Source organism: Pseudomonas sp. Ors-4-3C (assembly GCF_055755035.1).
The window spans coordinates 397,518-412,948 of record NZ_CM146900.1 but is presented as its reverse complement, the minus strand read 5'-3'; the positions used below and the strand labels follow the sequence as shown (position 1 = coordinate 412,948).

Below are 15,431 nucleotides of genomic sequence, written 5' to 3'. Positions count from 1 at the left end.
TTACTTGGCGCCCAGCGCCAGTTTGGCGACTTGTGGCGCCGGCTGGTAGCCCGGAATGACTTGCCCGTCGGCCAAAACGATGGCCGGTGTACCGTTCACGCCGATCGACTGACCCAAAGCGAATTGCTTGGAAACCGGGTTATCGCACTTGGCGGCCTTGATTTCCTTGCCATCGACCATTTTGTCCATGGCCGCTTTCTTGTCTGCCGAGCACCAGACCGCTTGCAGCTGCTCGTCACCCGGCGAGCCGAGGCCCTGACGCGGGAACGCTACGTAACGCACTTCGATGCCGCGCTTGTTCAGCTCAGGCACTTCGGCGTGCAGCTTGTGGCAGTACGGGCAGGTGGTGTCGGTGAACACGGTGATGTGCGATTTGGTCTCGCCCACGGCCGGATACACCACGGTTTCGGCCACCGGAATGGCATTGATCAGTTTGGAAATGCCCGCGCGTTCGGCTTTCTCGGTCAGGTTGACCGGCTTGCCGTCCTTGAGCTGGAACAGGTAGCCCTGAACGATGTACTGGCCGTCGGCGCTGGCGTACAGCACGCGGCTGCCCTTGAGCTTGACTTCATACATGCCCGGCAGCGGGCTGGCGCTGATGCTTTCTACCGGAACCTCGAGTTCGAGTTTTTCCAGGCTTTGACGAATGGCTTTGTCGGCCGCGTCATCGGCGACGGCAAAGGTGCTGACCAACGCAATGGCGGCGGCGGCGAAAATCTGGGTCAGACGCATGAGAACTCCTGAAGGCGGACAAATGAAACGGTCAGAACGCCCGAGCCGGAACACCGGGTCATAACCGTCCATCGTGCAAACCGGCAAAGCCTACCACATAAGGCTCGCATGGCCGAATGCGCCTGTCGCCAGAGATTGTGGGCGACGCAACCCCTGTGGGAGCGGGCTTGCTCGCGAAGGCGTCTTGGCAGGCGACAAATATCTCGTCTGTGACGGCCTCTTCGCGAGCAAGCCCGCTCCCACAGGTTTTTCATTAGCCTCTAGGGTGATGTTTGGCGTGCAGGTCCTGCAAGCGCGCACGCGCCACATGGGTGTAAATCTGCGTGGTCGACAAATCACTGTGCCCCAGCAGCATCTGCACCACCCGCAGGTCGGCGCCGTGGTTGAGCAGGTGCGTGGCGAACGCATGACGCAGGGTGTGCGGCGACAGCGATTTGCCGATCCCGGCGACCTTGGCCCAATGCTTGATGCGGTGCCAGAAGGTCTGGCGGGTCATCTGCTCGCCGCGCTGGCTGGGGAACAGCACATCGCTGGGGCGCCCGCCGAGCAGCTCGCTGCGGCCATCGCGCATATAGCGCTCGATCCAGACAATCGCCTCTTCGCCCATCGGCACCAGCCGCTCCTTGCTGCCCTTGCCCATCACCCGCAACACGCCCTGACGCAGATTGACTTGCTCCAGCGTCAGGCTCACCAGTTCGGTCACGCGCAGCCCGCAGGCGTACAACACTTCAAGCATGGCGCGGTCACGCTGGCCGATGGCTTCGCTCAGATCAGGCGCTTTGAGCAACGCTTCGACGTCAGCTTCCGACAACGATTTGGGCAGCGGCCTGCCCAGTTGCGGCATGTCGACGCGCAAGGTCGGATCGACCGTAATCAGTTTTTCCCGCAGCAGATAGCGATAAAAGCCACGCACACCGGAAAGAAATCTGGCGGTGGAACGGGGTTTGTAATTCTGCTCCAGGCGCCAGGACAGGTGATCGAGGATCAACTCGCGACCGGCATTGATCAGCTCGAGGTTTTTCTCCTGCAGCCAGCCGTTGAACAGCGCCAGATCGCTGCGGTAGGCGCCGCGGGTGTTGTCGGACAGACCTTTTTCCAGCCACAGGGCGTCGAGGAATTGGTCAATCAGTGGATGGTCGATGGCAGGCATGGGCGCTCAAGACACGCAACCTCCAGGGCTGCGCGCAAATGTAGAGTGAACTGTAGGAATGGCCGCTAGTCTTTCATAGCCCGCAATTTCAAGGAACAGGGAGCTTCAATGAACGAGCAGCAAATTCTCTTGGCATTTGGCGGGATCGGCGCCGCTGCGCTGGGTTGCCAGTGGCTGGCGTGGCGCCTGAAGCTGCCGGCGATTCTGTTTCTGTTGCTGACCGGGATTCTGGCTGGCCCGGTACTGGGCTGGCTCGATCCGCAGGAAATGTTCGGCCCCCTGCTGATGCCGCTGGTGTCGCTGGCGGTGGCGTTGATCCTGTTTGAGGGCAGCCTGACCCTGCATCTGTCGGAATGGCGCGAAATCGGCAGCGTCGTGCATCGACTGGTGACCCTCGGCGCACTCACGACCTGGGTGGTGATTGCCGTCGCGACCCATTTCCTGCTCGGCTTCGACTGGTTGCTGGCGATTCTGTTCGGCAGCCTGACGCTGGTGACCGGGCCGACGGTGATCGTGCCGATGCTGCGCGTGGTGCGGCCGAAAGCCTCGATCGCCAACATCCTGCGCTGGGAAGGCATCGTCATCGACCCGATCGGTGCCCTGCTCGCGGTGGTGGTCTACAGCTTCATCATCGCCCGGTCCGAGGGCAACGGCCTCGAACAGAGCCTGCTGACTTTCGGCGGCGTGATTGTCTGCGGCAGCGTATTCGGGGTGGTCGGCGGCTGGGTGCTGGGCACCATCATCCGGCGCCAGTGGTTGCCCGAGTACCTGCATAACCTCGCCTCGCTGGCGGCGGTGTTGGGGATCTTCATTGCATCCAACCAGGTGATGCACGAGTCCGGCCTGCTGGCGGTGACGCTGATGGGCATGTGGCTGGCGAACATGAAGGGCGTGGACGTGCGGCACATCCTGCACTTCAAGGAAAACCTCAGCGTACTGCTGATTTCCGGGTTGTTCATTCTGCTGGCGGCGCGGCTGGATCTGCATGCCTTGATCGGCCTCGGGCCGTTGGTGCTGATTCTGCTGCTGGTGATTCAACTGATCGCGCGCCCGCTGAATGTGCTGTTGAGCACCGCAGGTTCGAGCCTGAGCTGGCGTGAACGCGCCCTGCTTTGCTGGATCGCCCCGCGCGGGATCGTGGCGGCGGCGGTCTCGGCGATTTTCGCGATTCGTCTGGATCAAGCCGGGCACGAAGGCGCGCTGCTGCTGGTGCCGCTGACCTTCGCGGTGATCATCGGCACCGTGGTGCTGCAAAGCGCAACAGCACGCCCCTTGGCGCGCTTGCTGAACGTGGCCGAACCGGCGCCGAGCGGCTTCCTGATCGTTGGAGCAAACGGCCCGGCGCGTCTGTTGGGCAAGTCGTTGCAGCAATTGGGCAGCCGGGTGCTGTTGACCGATTCGAGCTGGGAGAATATTCGTGCGGCGCGCATGGAGGGGTTGCCGACGTACTTTGGTAACCCGGCTTCGCAGCATGCCGATGCGCATCTGGATCTGGTGGGGTTGGGGCACTTGCTGGCGCTGTCGCCTTCAGGCGAGCTGAATACTTTGGCGGCGATGCGCTTTCGCCATGACTTCGGTCATCAGCGTCTATTTGGCCTGGCCAGCGGTCAGGAAAGTCGTCGCAGCGACAAGCACCGGGCGAGTCTCGAGCATCGTGGCAATCAGCTGGGGAGCGAGGCGCTGACCTATGCCAAGCTGGCCAGTCTGATCAGCAACGGTGCCGAGGTGTACAGCACAACGCTGACGGACGGTTTTGGCTGGGAGGACTACCAGGCATTGCATGGCAGTCGGGCGACCCTGCTGTTCATGCGCGATGACAGCGGGTGGGTGCATGTGGTGACGCCGGAGACTGCTTTGAAACCGGGATCCGGGTGGACGTTGTTGGCGTTGATCCAGCCTGAGAGCAGCGGCGCCTGATCTGACGAATTCGCGAGCAAGCCCGCTCCCACAGTGTCCGTGTCGTACATAAACGTTGTAAACGACACAAAACCTGTGGGAGCGGGCTTGCTCGCGAAGGCCGCGACTCGGTTTCAGATCAGGCAGGAAATCCGGGCAGCACCGGCACCGGCCGCTTGTCATCATCAATAGCGACAAAGCTGAACTGCCCATGGATCGCCTTCTCGCGCCCGTCACAGCTCATGCTCTCAACAAACACTTCCACCTCGACCTTGAGGCTGGTGTTACCCACTTTGATCACCCTGCCCACCAGTTCGACGATGGAGCCGGCCGGTATCGCGTGATTGAAGTCGATACGGTCGGTGGACACGGTCACCAGCGGCAAACGGCAGAAGCGCGTGGCGGTGATGAACGACACTTCGTCCATCCACGCCAGCGCGGTGCCGCCGAACAGGGTGTTGTGGTGGTTGGTGGTCGGCGGGAAGACGGCTTTGGTCACGCGGGTCACCGAGAGTTCGGTGCGGCGTTCGATTTCCTGGTCACGGGTGGTCATGAAGAATGGCTCTGATTTCTGGCTCCCGAAACACAAGCAAGATCAAAAGATCGCAGCCTTCGGCAGCTCCTACAGTGGGGGCAGTTTATTGCAGGCAACAAAAAAGCAGCCCGTAGGCTGCTTTTTTCTGCATCGGAAGCTGGACTTAAGCCAGTTTTTCCTTGATGCGAGCTGCTTTACCCGACAGGTCGCGCAGGTAGTACAGCTTGGCTTTACGTACGTCACCGCGACGTTTAACAGCCATGCTGTCGATCTGCGGGGAGTAGGTCTGGAAAGTACGTTCTACGCCAACACCGTTGGAGATTTTACGAACGGTGAACGCACTGTTCACGCCGCGGTTACGCTTGGCGATTACAACGCCTTCGAACGCTTGCAGACGGGAACGATCGCCTTCCTTCACTTTCACCTGAACGACAATGGTGTCGCCTGGGGCAAAGGTAGGGATTTCTTTGGTCATCTGCTCTGCTTCGAGTGCAAGGATGATTTTGTTGGTCATGCTGTGCTCCTAAGGTAAATCAACTGATCTACCATCGATACGTTGTTAACTATCGTCCCGCTCGCGGATGTATTCCTCGAGCAGCTTCTTCTCTTCTCCAGAAAGCGAGCGGCTTTCCAGAAGATCGGCGCGTCGTTCATAGGTCCTACCAAGGGACTGCTGTAAACGCCAACGCCGGATATGCGCGTGATTGCCACTTAGCAACACGTCGGGAACACGCTGATCCGCATACACCTCAGGTCGGGTGTAGTGCGGGCAATCCAGCAGACCATCCGTAAAGGAATCTTCCTCAGCGGAATCCGCATGCCCTAAAGCTCCGGGCAGCAGTCGTGTAACCGCATCGATCATGACCATGGCCGGCAGCTCGCCGCCAGACAGTACATAGTCACCAATCGACCACTCTTCATCGACATGAGCCTCAATAAAGCGCTCGTCAATGCCTTCATAGCGGCCGGCAATCAGGATCAATGCATCCGATTTTGCCAACTCGCGTACCGCCGACTGAGTCAGTTGACGGCCTTGGGGGGACAGGTAAATCACCTTCGCCGCCTCCCCGGCTGCTGCCTTGGCCTGAACCAGAGCATCTTCCAGGGGCTTGATCTTCATCACCATGCCCGGACCACCGCCAAACGGGCGATCGTCCACAGTGTGATGCCGATCCGTCGTGTAATCCCGCGGATTCCAACAGGTCAGCTGCAACAGCCCCTGTTTGACCGCACGACTGGTAATGCCGTACTCACTGATGGCCGAGAACATCTCGGGGAACAGCGTAATGACGTCTACGCGCAGGCTGGCCATTGCTTAGAAGTCCGCGTCCCATTCCACCCGCATCACGCCTGCATCCAGGTCGATGGCCAGCACGCATTGCTCTGTATAGGGCAACAACCGCTCGCGATCATCCAGGCTGCCCGCGCAGGGCTTGACCACCAATACATCGTTCGCGCCGGTCTCCAACAGGTGATCAACCTTGCCGAACAATTGCTCGTCCTGGTTGATGACGCTCAGACCCTGCAACTGGTACCAGTAGTACTCGTCGCCTGTCAGGTTGGGCAAAAGGCTTCGCGAGATGCAGATCTCATAACCGCTCAGAAGACGGGCTTCATCGCGATCGTCGAGGCCTTTGAGCTTGGCAACCAGATCCTTTTGAGTGGATCGGCCGCTGACCAGCTCGACCTGTTTCACCACGCCTTCGCGCCGAAGCGTCCAGTTGCGGTAGTCCAACAGGTTTTCAATCGGATCGGTAAAGGAAAAGACCTTCACCTCGCCGCGAACGCCGTGAACCGAAAAAATCTTGCCGACAACGATCAGGTCATCAGCTTTTTCTGGCGTCGCGCTCATACTGCTCAGGCTGCAGCCTTGGCAGATTCCTTCAGCAACTGAGCAACACGCTCAGAAGGCTGTGCACCAACGCTCAGCCAGTAGGCTACGCGCTCTTGGTTCACGGACAGACGGATTTCCTGACCACGGGCAACAGGGTTGAAGAAGCCAACCTGTTCTTTGTGGGAGCCGTCACGCGGGTTACGCGAGTCGGTTACGGTCAGGTGGTAAAACGGGCGCTTTTTGGAGCCGCCAAGGGCAAGACGGATTGTTAGCATGTGAACATCGTTCCTGTAGTCGGTGCTGCAAATCTAAATGCACAGCGGGCATGGGTGCCCGAAAGGCCGCATATTCTAAGGAATATCCGGACTTTTGCAAATGACTTTTTCCGGCGCCTATGGCATGCCGTGCGGATTTGCATATAGAGCCGTCGATGAAAACGGCCAGTCAGCTCCCGCCGAGTGCGGGTTTGCTGTTGATCCTGCGTCCTTGCAGGGTCTGCGCCGGTGCGACGACCGGCGAAGTCTTAGTGTCCTGAATCACATTTTCGGCATGCCGCCGCCGGGCAACATACCGCCCATGCCGCGCATCATTTTCGCCATTCCGCCTTTGGCGGTGAATTTCTTCATCATCTTCTGCATCTGCTTGTGCTGCTTGATCAAGCGGCCGATGTCCTGCACCTGAGTGCCGGAACCCATGGCGATCCGGCGTTTGCGCGAACCGCTGATCAGCTCAGGGTCGCGGCGCTCGGCCGGGGTCATGGAGTTGATGATGGCTTCCATCTGCTTGAACTGCTTCTCTGCCGCGTTCTGGGCATTGCCCATCTGCGACAGGTTGACGCCGCCGATGCTCGGAAGTTTGTCCATGAGCCCGCCGAGGCCGCCCATGTTCTTCATCTGTTGCAGCTGATCGCGGAAGTCTTCGAGGTCGAAGCCCTTGCCCTTCTTCAGCTTCTTGGCCAGTTTGTCGGCCTTGTCCTTGTCGAGGGTCGCTTCAGCCTGTTCGATCAGGCTGAGCACGTCGCCCATGCCGAGGATCCGCGAAGCGATACGCTCAGGGTGGAACGGATCGAGCGCTTCGCTCTTCTCGCCCATACCGATGAACTTGATCGGCTTGCCGGTGATCGCACGTACCGACAGCGCGGCACCGCCACGGGCATCGCCGTCGACCTTGGTCAGGATCACACCGGTCAGCGGCAGCGCATCACCGAAGGCCTTGGCCGTGTTGGCCGCGTCCTGACCGGTCATGGCGTCGACCACGAACAGGGTTTCAACCGGGTTGATCGCGGCGTGCAGCGCCTTGATCTCGCCCATCATCTCTTCGTCGATGTGCAGACGACCGGCGGTATCGACGATGACCACGTCGATGAATTTCAGTTTTGCTTCTTTAATAGCAGCGGTCGCGATGTCGACCGGCTTCTGGCTCAGATCGGACGGGAAGAACGTCACGCCGATGTCGTTGGCCAGGGTTTCCAGCTGTTTGATAGCCGCAGGACGGTAGATGTCCGCCGACACGACCATCACCGACTTCTTCTTGCGCTCCTTGAGGAAGCGCGCGAGTTTGCCGGCGGTGGTGGTTTTACCGGCACCCTGCAGACCTGCCATCAGAATGACGGCGGGCGGCACGGCGCTCAGGTTCAAGTCTTCGTTGGCCGCGCCCATCAGGCTTTCGAGTTCGGCCTGGACGATCTTCACGAACGCCTGGCCCGGCGTCAGGCTGCGCGACACCTCGGTGCCGACAGCGCGCTCCTTGACCGAATTGACGAAGTCCTTGACCACCGGCAGGGCGACGTCGGCTTCGAGCAACGCCATGCGCACTTCGCGCAGGGTGTCTTTGATATTGTCTTCAGTCAGCTTCGCCTTGCCGGTGACATGGCGCAGCGTCTGCGAGAGACGGTCGGTTAAGTTTTCAAACATTGCGCGATCCTTTCAGGCCCTGTGTAGACCGGGATAATGGCGGCCCAGACCGGATTCAACATGTGCTCGGCGAGCCTGCGGCGTGGGCAGGTCGCGGATTATAGCGAAGACTGCGTCGGGCGGACACCTCGCACTTTCGTGGTGTGGCGGTTCTATGCCAAACTCAGCGCCTTTCGGGCCTGCCTAACAGGATTTATGCTCCCCTTGTCACCCAGTTTGCTGACCACGCTCGCCGCCGCTCTCCTTTATGCCGCTGCGACCCTTTATCAGGGCACCCGCCTGGCCTCCGGCGCCAAGGCGAACAAGCGCCTGCTGGTTACGCTCGGCATCTTCGCCGTGCTCGCCCACAGCGCCAGCCTGCTCACTCACCTGCTGACGCCGATCGGCCTGGGCCTGGACTTCTTCAGCGCCGCCAGCCTGATTGCCGCGGCCGTCATCGCTCTGACGCTGCTGGCCTGCTCGCGGATCCCTGTGGAAAACCTTTTGGTGCTGCTGTTTCCGCTCGGCGCGGCCACGGTGTTGCTGGCGCAGTTCGCCCCGGCCGGCACGGTGCAGATCATCGACGAAGAGCCGGGCATCCTCGCCCACATCCTGCTGTCGATCCTCGCCTACGGCATGTTCACCATCGCGGTGTTCCAGGCCTTGTTGCTGCTGGTGCAGGATCACCAGCTCAAGCACAAGCACCCGTCGGGCCTGATCAAGAACTTCCCGCCGCTGCAAACCATGGAAAGCCTGTTGTTCGGCTTCCTCTGGGCTGGCTGGACGCTGCTGTCGCTGTCGCTGATCTCCGGCTGGCTGTTCGTCGAGAACCTGTTCGCCCAGCATCTGGTGCACAAGACCTTGCTGGCGTGCCTGGCCTGGATCGTGTTCAGCGTGCTGCTGTGGGGCCGCAATCGCCTCGGCTGGCGTGGCCACAAGGCGATTCGCTGGACCCTCGCCGGTTTCTGCCTGCTGATGTTGGCGTATTTCGGCAGCAAACTGGTTCGTGAATACATCCTGCACATCTGACGGGCGGCATAAATGGACGGTTTGCCCATAGGGCCGATGCTCGCGGTATTTGTCCTGCTGATTTTATGGTCGGGGCTGTTTACTGCCGTCGAAGTCGCTCAGCAGCACCTGCTGGCGCAACGCACGGCCTCGCGTGCCAGCGACAAGCCGCTGGCGAAGCTGAGCTTTCCGCTCGATAGTCTGATCCTGTGCAACACCCTGTGCCGAGCGCTCGCGGTGATCATCGCCACACTGTTGGCGATCTTTCTTTGCGAAGGGAACGGCCCTTGGGCTGCCTGCCTGGGCGCCGGCGCCGTGCTGCTGGTGTTTGCCGATTACTTTCCGCGCAGCGTAGCCCAGCGTTATCCCGATGCGGTGCTGTCGTTCGGCAATACCCTGCTGACCGTTCCACTGAAAATCCTTTACCCGCTGGCCTGGCTGCTGAGCAGCCTCAGCGGTTGGCTGCTGCGCCCCTTCGCGCGCAAGCCCCAAGTGGTCCAGCAGAGCGAAGACGAAGATCCCGCTGAGCACAACGACGACCCGGAACACCCGTCTCGCACACACCCGGTTTCGGGAATCCACGCGCTGGACAACATCACGGTCAACGACATTCTGGTGCCGCGCAGCGATGTCGACGGTATCAACCTTGACGACTCGATCGAAGAGATCATCGAACTACTGCGCCAGAACAAGCGCACACGCCTGCCGGTGTTCCACAGCGACATCAACCAGGTCGAAGCGGTGCTCAACACCCGGCAGATCCGCCATCTGCTCAACGATGGCAACCTGACCCGCGAAGCGCTGCTGGCCGCCAGCTACGAACCGTATTTCGTCCCGGAAAGCACCCCGTTGCAACTGCAACTGCTGAACTTCCACAAGCAGCAGCGCCGGCTGGGCATGGTGGTGGACGAGTACGGCGAAGTGCTGGGCATCGTGACTCTGGAAGACATTCTCGAAGAGATCGTCGGCGAATTCGAAAGCGAGCACAGCCTCGACAACCCGCACATCCATCCGCAGCCCGACGGGCGCATGGTGATCGACGGTACCGCGTCGATCCGCGAGTTGAACAAATGCCTGGGCTGGCATTTGCCGAGCGACGGGCCGAAGACCCTTAACGGCCTGGTGACCGAAGCACTGGAGACCATTCCCGACAGCGCGGTGTGCCTCAAGATCGGCCGCTATCGGCTGGAAATTCTCGAGACCGAAGACAACCGGGTGAGCAAGGTGTTGATCTGGCATACGACCTCGGTGCCCGCCAAGATCTAAGCGCTGTTGTGGCGAGGGAGCTTGCTCCCGCTGGGTTGCGAAGCAGCCCTGGCTTTTGATTTACCCACAGATTCATGCGGCCGCTGCGCGCCCGAGCGGGAGCAAGCTCCCTCGCCACAGAAAGCCCAACGGCTGCGATCCTTTGCTCTTGTTTGATTGTTAGCCCCCTTCCTATAATCGAACCGCTTACCCAAGCGCCGCCGAGCCCTGTGCTTACCCCGCACGCCAACGGTTTCGGTAATTTTCCGCACCACCCCGACGACTGTTCCTACTCGAAACAGCGCTCGCGCCTGATCCCACATCCCTGGGTGTTCGACCATAATAATTCGCTCCAACGGAGCTCATGACTGTCAGGGATCACCGCATGACGACCAGTACCGCTTACAGCGACACCGCGCCTGCCCAACCGACCAACTCCGCCACCCGCGTGGCGACGGCGAGTTTCATCGGCACCGCCATCGAGTTCTACGACTTCTACGTCTACGCCACTGCCGCCGCACTGGTGATCGGGCCGGTGTTCTTTCCGCAGACGTCCGGCACCGCGCAGATGCTTTCGGCGTTTCTCACCTTCGGCATCGCCTTCCTCGCCCGCCCGCTGGGATCGGCGCTGTTCGGCCATTTCGGTGACCGCATCGGGCGCAAATCGACACTGGTCGCCTCGCTACTTCTGATGGGCGTGTGCACCACGCTGATCGGCGTGCTGCCGGGTTACGACAGCATTGGCGCCTGGGCACCGATTCTGCTGTGCGTGCTGCGTTTCGGTCAGGGGTTGGGACTGGGTGGCGAATGGGGTGGCGCGGCGTTGCTGGCCACGGAGAATGCGCCCAAGGGAAAACGGGCGTGGTTCGGCATGTTTCCGCAGCTTGGCCCGTCGATTGGGTTTCTCGCGGCCAACGGGCTGTTCCTGACCCTGGCCATGACCCTCAATGACGAGCAGTTCCGCAGCTGGGGCTGGAGGATTCCGTTTCTGCTCAGTGCGGTACTGGTGATGGTCGGCCTGTACGTGCGCCTGAAACTCCACGAAACCCCGGTGTTCGCCCACGCCATTGCCCGTCAGGAACGAGTGAAAGTGCCGCTGGTCGAGCTGTTCAGCCAGTACTGGGCGCCAACCCTGCTCGGCGCGGCGGCGATGGTCGTGTGTTATGCGCTGTTTTACATCTCGACGGTGTTTTCCCTGAGCTACGGCGTATCCACACTGGGTTACAGCCGTGAGACGTTCCTTGGACTATTGTGTTTTGCCGTGCTGTTCATGGCCGCGGCAACGCCATTGTCCGCCTGGGCCAGCGACCGTTACGGGCGCAAACCGGTGCTGATCGTCGGTGGTGTGCTGGCGATCCTGTCCGGATTCCTGATGGAGCCGCTGCTGACGCAAGGTTCGACCTGGGGTGTGGCGCTGTTCCTGTGCATCGAGCTGTTCTTGATGGGCGTGACGTTTGCCCCGATGGGCGCGCTGTTGCCGGAACTGTTTCCGACGCACGTGCGCTATACCGGCGCATCGGCGGCCTACAACCTGGGCGGCATCGTCGGCGCCTCGGCCGCCCCGTTCTTCGCGCAGAAACTGGTGGCGATGGGCGGTTTGAGTTATGTCGGCGGGTATGTGTCGGCGGCAGCGGTTCTCAGCTTGATTGCTGTGCTGTGCCTGAAGGAAACGCGCAATAACGATCTGAATCAGGTTGCCTGACAGAAGATCAAAAGCTTCGCGAGCAAGCCCGCTCCCACAATTGGTTTTGTGTACGCCACAGATCCAATGTGGGAGCGGGCTTGCTCGCGAATGCCGCGCCTCGGTTTACAGTTCTACAACAACAGCCTGAGCAGCCCGGGTCGCCTTGGCACGCGCAGCTTCGATCGACTCATCCCGCGCCAACGCCACGCCCATCCGGCGCTGACCATTGACTTCAGGCTTGCCGAACAGACGCAATGCCGTATCCGGCTCGCTCAATGCAGCGCCCAGGTTGGCGAACGCGGTCTGGGTCGACTGACCTTCCACCAGAATTACTGCCGAAGCCGAAGGGCCGAACTGACGGATCAGTGGCACCGGCAGACCGAGAATGGCGCGCGCGTGCAGCGCGAACTGCGACAGATCCTGAGAAATCAGGGTCACCAGACCAGTGTCATGCGGGCGCGGCGAGACTTCGCTGAACCACACCTGATCGCCCTTGATGAACAGTTCGACGCCGAACAGACCGCGACCGCCCAAAGCCTCGGTCACAGCCTTGGCCACGCGCTCGGACTCAGCCAGGGCAATCGGGCTCATGGCCTGCGGCTGCCACGACTCCTGATAGTCGCCCTTCTCCTGACGGTGACCGACTGGTGCGCAGAACGTAGTGCCGCCGATGTGGCGCACGGTCAGCAGAGTGATTTCGTAGTCGAAATCGATGAAGCCTTCGATGATCACCCGACCTTTGCCGGCGCGACCACCCTCTTGTGCGTAATCCCAGGCTTTCTGCACGTCATCGGCGCTGCGCAGCAGGCTTTGACCTTTGCCCGACGAGCTCATGACCGGTTTGACCACGCACGGGAAACCCAGGTCCTGAACGGCTTTGCTGTAGTCCTCGAAGGTGTCGGCAAAGTGGTACGGCGAGGTCGGCAGGTCCAGCTCTTCAGCGGCCAGACGACGGATGCCTTCGCGGTTCATGGTCAGTTGCGCGGCGCGCGCGGTCGGGATCACAGTGAAGCCTTCGGCTTCCAGTTCGACCAGCGTGGCGGTGGCGATGGCTTCGATTTCCGGCACGATGAAGTGCGGCTTCTCGGCTTCGATGACGGCACGCAAGGCCGCGCCGTCGAGCATGTTGATCACGTGGCTGCGGTGCGCAACCTGCATGGCCGGCGCGTTGGCGTAACGGTCGACGGCAATCACTTCAACGCCCAGGCGTTGCAGCTCGATCACCACTTCCTTGCCCAACTCACCACAGCCACACAGCAATACGCGGGTCGCGGTTGGCGACAATGGAGTTCCGATACGGGTCATCTCAGGTCCTCAAAGAAGCGGATCATCGAGGAAAGCAACGCCAGACGCGCTTTCCATGGGGAGAAAGCGCGGCATTTTACATGAACCGGAGGGTTTGGCTTAGCTGGCGACAGCCTGTTTGCGCTCGCGCCAGGCCATGATCAGCCAAACGGCAGTGACGCCAGCGAACTTCGAGACCAATGCGGTGATGATCACCGGTGGCGTCATCAGGTCGATCATGCCGAAAAAGATGAAGGTATCGAGGGGAATGCTCAGTGCCGAACTGATCCACAAGCGGTCACGCAACGGGCGTTTGGTGACGCTGAACACCAGCCAGTCGATGCACTCGGAGATCGCGAACGCGGTGGCGCTGGCCAGGGCGATCGACGGATCAGAGGTGACGTAGGACAGCACCAGCGCCGCCAGCATCGCCACGATGGCGCCGTGGCCGAAACGGGTTTGCACCATGTCGCGCAACACGAACACCAACCCGCCCCAAGCCGACCAGATGATGTCCAGGTGCGGCGCGGTGGAGAAAGCGAAGTTGATCAGCACGACGCTGCTGATGTAGGCGATGAGGAAAATCATGGGGGCGACCTGTCAAATTGGCGCACAGGTTACTTCAGGCTTTGAGTTGGGCCAATAAGAAGTAGCGACTGTTCTGGCCTCTTCGCGAGCAAGCCCGCTCCCACAGTTGATCGAAGGTGAACACAAATCCAATGTGGGAGCGCGCTTGCTCGCGAAGGCGGTTTGTCAGACGCCAGATTTCCCGGGGATCATCCACACTAACCCGCTCGCCTTCGCCCGCTCATGGCACAACCCGAGCACCGCCCGCCGCTCATCGTTGGTCATCCGCCCCCAGCGTGTGATCTCCGCGACCGTACGCTGGCAGCCGGTGCAAATATCGTCCTCATCCAGTGCGCAGATATTCACGCAAGGCGAGGCAACGGGTCTTTCAGGCGTGTTCATTCTTCCTGCTCGACCAGGTCACGCGCATAGCGCTGCGAGTTGTGCACATAGTGCGCGGCGCTGGCTTCGAGCATTTTCTTCTGCGGCTCGGTGAGTTCACGCACTACCTTGCCCGGCGAGCCCATCACCAGCGAGCCATCGGGAATTTCCTTGCCTTCGCCGATCAGCGAATTGGCGCCGATGATGCAGTTCTTGCCGATTTTCGCGCCGTTGAGGATCACCGCGTTGATGCCGATCAGGCTGTAGTCGCCGACGGTGCAGCCATGCAGCATGGCGTTGTGACCGATGGTCACGCCAGTGCCGATGGTCAGCGGATAGCCCATATCGGTGTGCATCACGGTGCCATCCTGAACATTGCTGTTCTTGCCGATCAGGATCAGTTCGTTGTCACCGCGCAGCACGGCGTTGAACCAGACGTTGGCGCCCTCTTCGAGTTTGACCTTGCCCACCAGCACGGCATTGGGCGCGACCCAGCTCTGTGGATGGGTGTCGACGCGGGCGTCGCCCAGGCGGTATTTCATCTTGTTTTCCTCAGGGCTCACGAACGGGCCATTCGAGCGATGGCTTCAGGTATTGATAAAACTTTTGGGCGGGTGATGCAGGCTGATCTGTTCGTCATAGAGCAGATTGATCAGCTCGACGATCATGATAGCCGTCAACCCCCAGATCTTGAACTCGCCGTACCGATAACTCGGCACGTACCAGCTGCGACCCTGATAGTCGATACGATGCGTGTGTTCGCGCGGGTCTTTGCGGAAGAACTCCAGCGGCACGTTGAATACTGCGGCAATCTCGGCATCGTTGGCCTGGTATTCGACAAAGTCCGGGATCACCCCGACATACGGCGTAACCTTGATGCCATGCAGGGAGATCAGCGGGCTGAGCGGGCCGATGACCTCGACCAGCCCCGGTGGCAGGCCGATTTCTTCCTCGGCTTCGCGCAGGGCGGTAAAAATCAGGTCGGGGTCTTCCGGGTCACGGCGTCCGCCGGGGAAGGCGACTTCGCCGCCATGGGTCGAAAGGCCGCTGGCGCGCAGGGTCAGTACCAGCTCGGGCTCGTCACTGCGGGTGATCGGCACCAGAACAGCGGCCTCGGGGAAACGTTTATCGGTCTCCAGCGTGCGCGGTGTGTGGTTGCTTACCCTATGCAGTAGCTCGTCCAGCATGAGTGTTCTCGATCTGTGCCTTACCCTGCATCATGC

At 60.6% G+C, this 15,431-nt stretch carries 17 protein-coding genes; 4 read left to right on the top strand and 13 right to left on the bottom strand.

Features of this window, described 5'->3' with window-relative positions:
- Both dsbC and xerD read right to left on the bottom strand, forming a co-directional pair.
- Complete coding sequence (gene dsbC, locus ACVHNU_RS01850; RefSeq protein WP_003221989.1) at window positions 1–732, bottom strand: bifunctional protein-disulfide isomerase/oxidoreductase DsbC; 732 nt, start codon at window positions 730–732, stop codon at window positions 1–3.
- Between the two features lie 253 nt (window positions 733–985).
- Entirely contained in the window at window positions 986–1,882 is an 897-nt protein-coding gene (gene xerD / locus ACVHNU_RS01845; protein WP_003221987.1) for a site-specific tyrosine recombinase XerD, read from the bottom strand.
- Window positions 1,883–1,990: 108 nt separating this feature from the next.
- On the opposite strand from xerD, the gene ACVHNU_RS01840 reads away from it, so the two are divergent.
- Window positions 1,991–3,799: a cation:proton antiporter gene (locus tag ACVHNU_RS01840; RefSeq protein WP_473018885.1), complete on the top strand. Its 1,809-nt coding sequence runs from the start codon at window positions 1,991–1,993 to the stop codon at window positions 3,797–3,799.
- A 118-nt stretch (window positions 3,800–3,917) separates the two neighbouring features.
- Here ACVHNU_RS01840 and ACVHNU_RS01835 read toward each other — a convergent pair whose 3' ends face one another.
- From ACVHNU_RS01835 to ffh, 6 genes are all read right to left on the bottom strand, one after another.
- The gene (locus tag ACVHNU_RS01835; protein WP_098967381.1) at window positions 3,918–4,331 is read right to left on the bottom strand and encodes an acyl-CoA thioesterase; all 414 of its coding nucleotides are present in this window, start codon (window positions 4,329–4,331) and stop codon (window positions 3,918–3,920) included.
- Between the two features lie 145 nt (window positions 4,332–4,476).
- Window positions 4,477–4,827, bottom strand: coding sequence for a 50S ribosomal protein L19 (gene rplS, locus ACVHNU_RS01830; RefSeq protein WP_003175895.1), 351 nt, complete (start codon window positions 4,825–4,827; stop codon window positions 4,477–4,479).
- A gap of 45 nt (window positions 4,828–4,872) precedes the next feature.
- The gene (gene trmD, locus ACVHNU_RS01825) at window positions 4,873–5,625 is read right to left on the bottom strand and encodes a tRNA (guanosine(37)-N1)-methyltransferase TrmD (RefSeq protein ID WP_003221981.1); all 753 of its coding nucleotides are present in this window, start codon (window positions 5,623–5,625) and stop codon (window positions 4,873–4,875) included.
- Between the two features lie 3 nt (window positions 5,626–5,628).
- Window positions 5,629–6,165, bottom strand: a complete 537-nt coding sequence (gene rimM, locus ACVHNU_RS01820) for a ribosome maturation factor RimM (RefSeq protein WP_003221979.1) — start codon at window positions 6,163–6,165, stop codon at window positions 5,629–5,631.
- 5 nt (window positions 6,166–6,170) lie between these two features.
- On the bottom strand, window positions 6,171–6,422 hold the full coding sequence (gene rpsP / locus ACVHNU_RS01815) for a 30S ribosomal protein S16 (RefSeq protein WP_003185073.1): 252 nt from the start codon (window positions 6,420–6,422) through the stop codon (window positions 6,171–6,173).
- A gap of 261 nt (window positions 6,423–6,683) precedes the next feature.
- Window positions 6,684–8,060 (bottom strand): signal recognition particle protein, encoded by a 1,377-nt coding sequence (gene ffh, locus ACVHNU_RS01810; RefSeq protein WP_003221977.1) that lies wholly within the window; start codon window positions 8,058–8,060, stop codon window positions 6,684–6,686.
- A 195-nt stretch (window positions 8,061–8,255) separates the two neighbouring features.
- Between ffh and ACVHNU_RS01805 the strand changes: the two genes are divergently transcribed.
- The 3 genes from ACVHNU_RS01805 (at window position 8,256) to ACVHNU_RS01795 (ending at window position 11,994) form a co-directional block, all read left to right on the top strand.
- A complete protein-coding gene (locus ACVHNU_RS01805; protein ID WP_045122309.1) occupies window positions 8,256–9,068 on the top strand; it encodes a cytochrome C assembly family protein in 813 nt (270 codons plus the stop codon).
- 12 nt (window positions 9,069–9,080) lie between these two features.
- Window positions 9,081–10,313 (top strand): transporter associated domain-containing protein, encoded by a 1,233-nt coding sequence (locus ACVHNU_RS01800; RefSeq protein ID WP_473018884.1) that lies wholly within the window; start codon window positions 9,081–9,083, stop codon window positions 10,311–10,313.
- Between the two features lie 364 nt (window positions 10,314–10,677).
- Complete coding sequence (locus tag ACVHNU_RS01795) at window positions 10,678–11,994, top strand: MFS transporter (protein WP_473018883.1); 1,317 nt, start codon at window positions 10,678–10,680, stop codon at window positions 11,992–11,994.
- Between the two features lie 105 nt (window positions 11,995–12,099).
- Here ACVHNU_RS01795 and purT read toward each other — a convergent pair whose 3' ends face one another.
- The 5 genes from purT to ACVHNU_RS01770 all read right to left on the bottom strand — a co-directional run bounded on the left by purT (window position 12,100) and on the right by ACVHNU_RS01770 (window position 15,395).
- Window positions 12,100–13,281, bottom strand: a complete 1,182-nt coding sequence (purT, locus tag ACVHNU_RS01790; protein ID WP_003221968.1) for a formate-dependent phosphoribosylglycinamide formyltransferase — start codon at window positions 13,279–13,281, stop codon at window positions 12,100–12,102.
- Window positions 13,282–13,380: 99 nt separating this feature from the next.
- On the bottom strand, window positions 13,381–13,848 hold the full coding sequence (locus ACVHNU_RS01785) for a hypothetical protein (protein ID WP_003221966.1): 468 nt from the start codon (window positions 13,846–13,848) through the stop codon (window positions 13,381–13,383).
- Between the two features lie 165 nt (window positions 13,849–14,013).
- Entirely contained in the window at window positions 14,014–14,229 is a 216-nt protein-coding gene (locus ACVHNU_RS01780; protein ID WP_473018882.1) for a DUF1289 domain-containing protein, read from the bottom strand.
- The gene (locus ACVHNU_RS01775; protein ID WP_003221962.1) at window positions 14,226–14,750 is read right to left on the bottom strand and encodes a gamma carbonic anhydrase family protein; all 525 of its coding nucleotides are present in this window, start codon (window positions 14,748–14,750) and stop codon (window positions 14,226–14,228) included. The genes ACVHNU_RS01780 and ACVHNU_RS01775 overlap by 4 nt, the downstream gene beginning before the upstream one ends.
- 45 nt (window positions 14,751–14,795) lie before the next feature.
- Window positions 14,796–15,395, bottom strand: coding sequence for a CoA pyrophosphatase (locus ACVHNU_RS01770; RefSeq protein WP_003221960.1), 600 nt, complete (start codon window positions 15,393–15,395; stop codon window positions 14,796–14,798).
- Window positions 15,396–15,431: the final 36 nt, after the last annotated feature.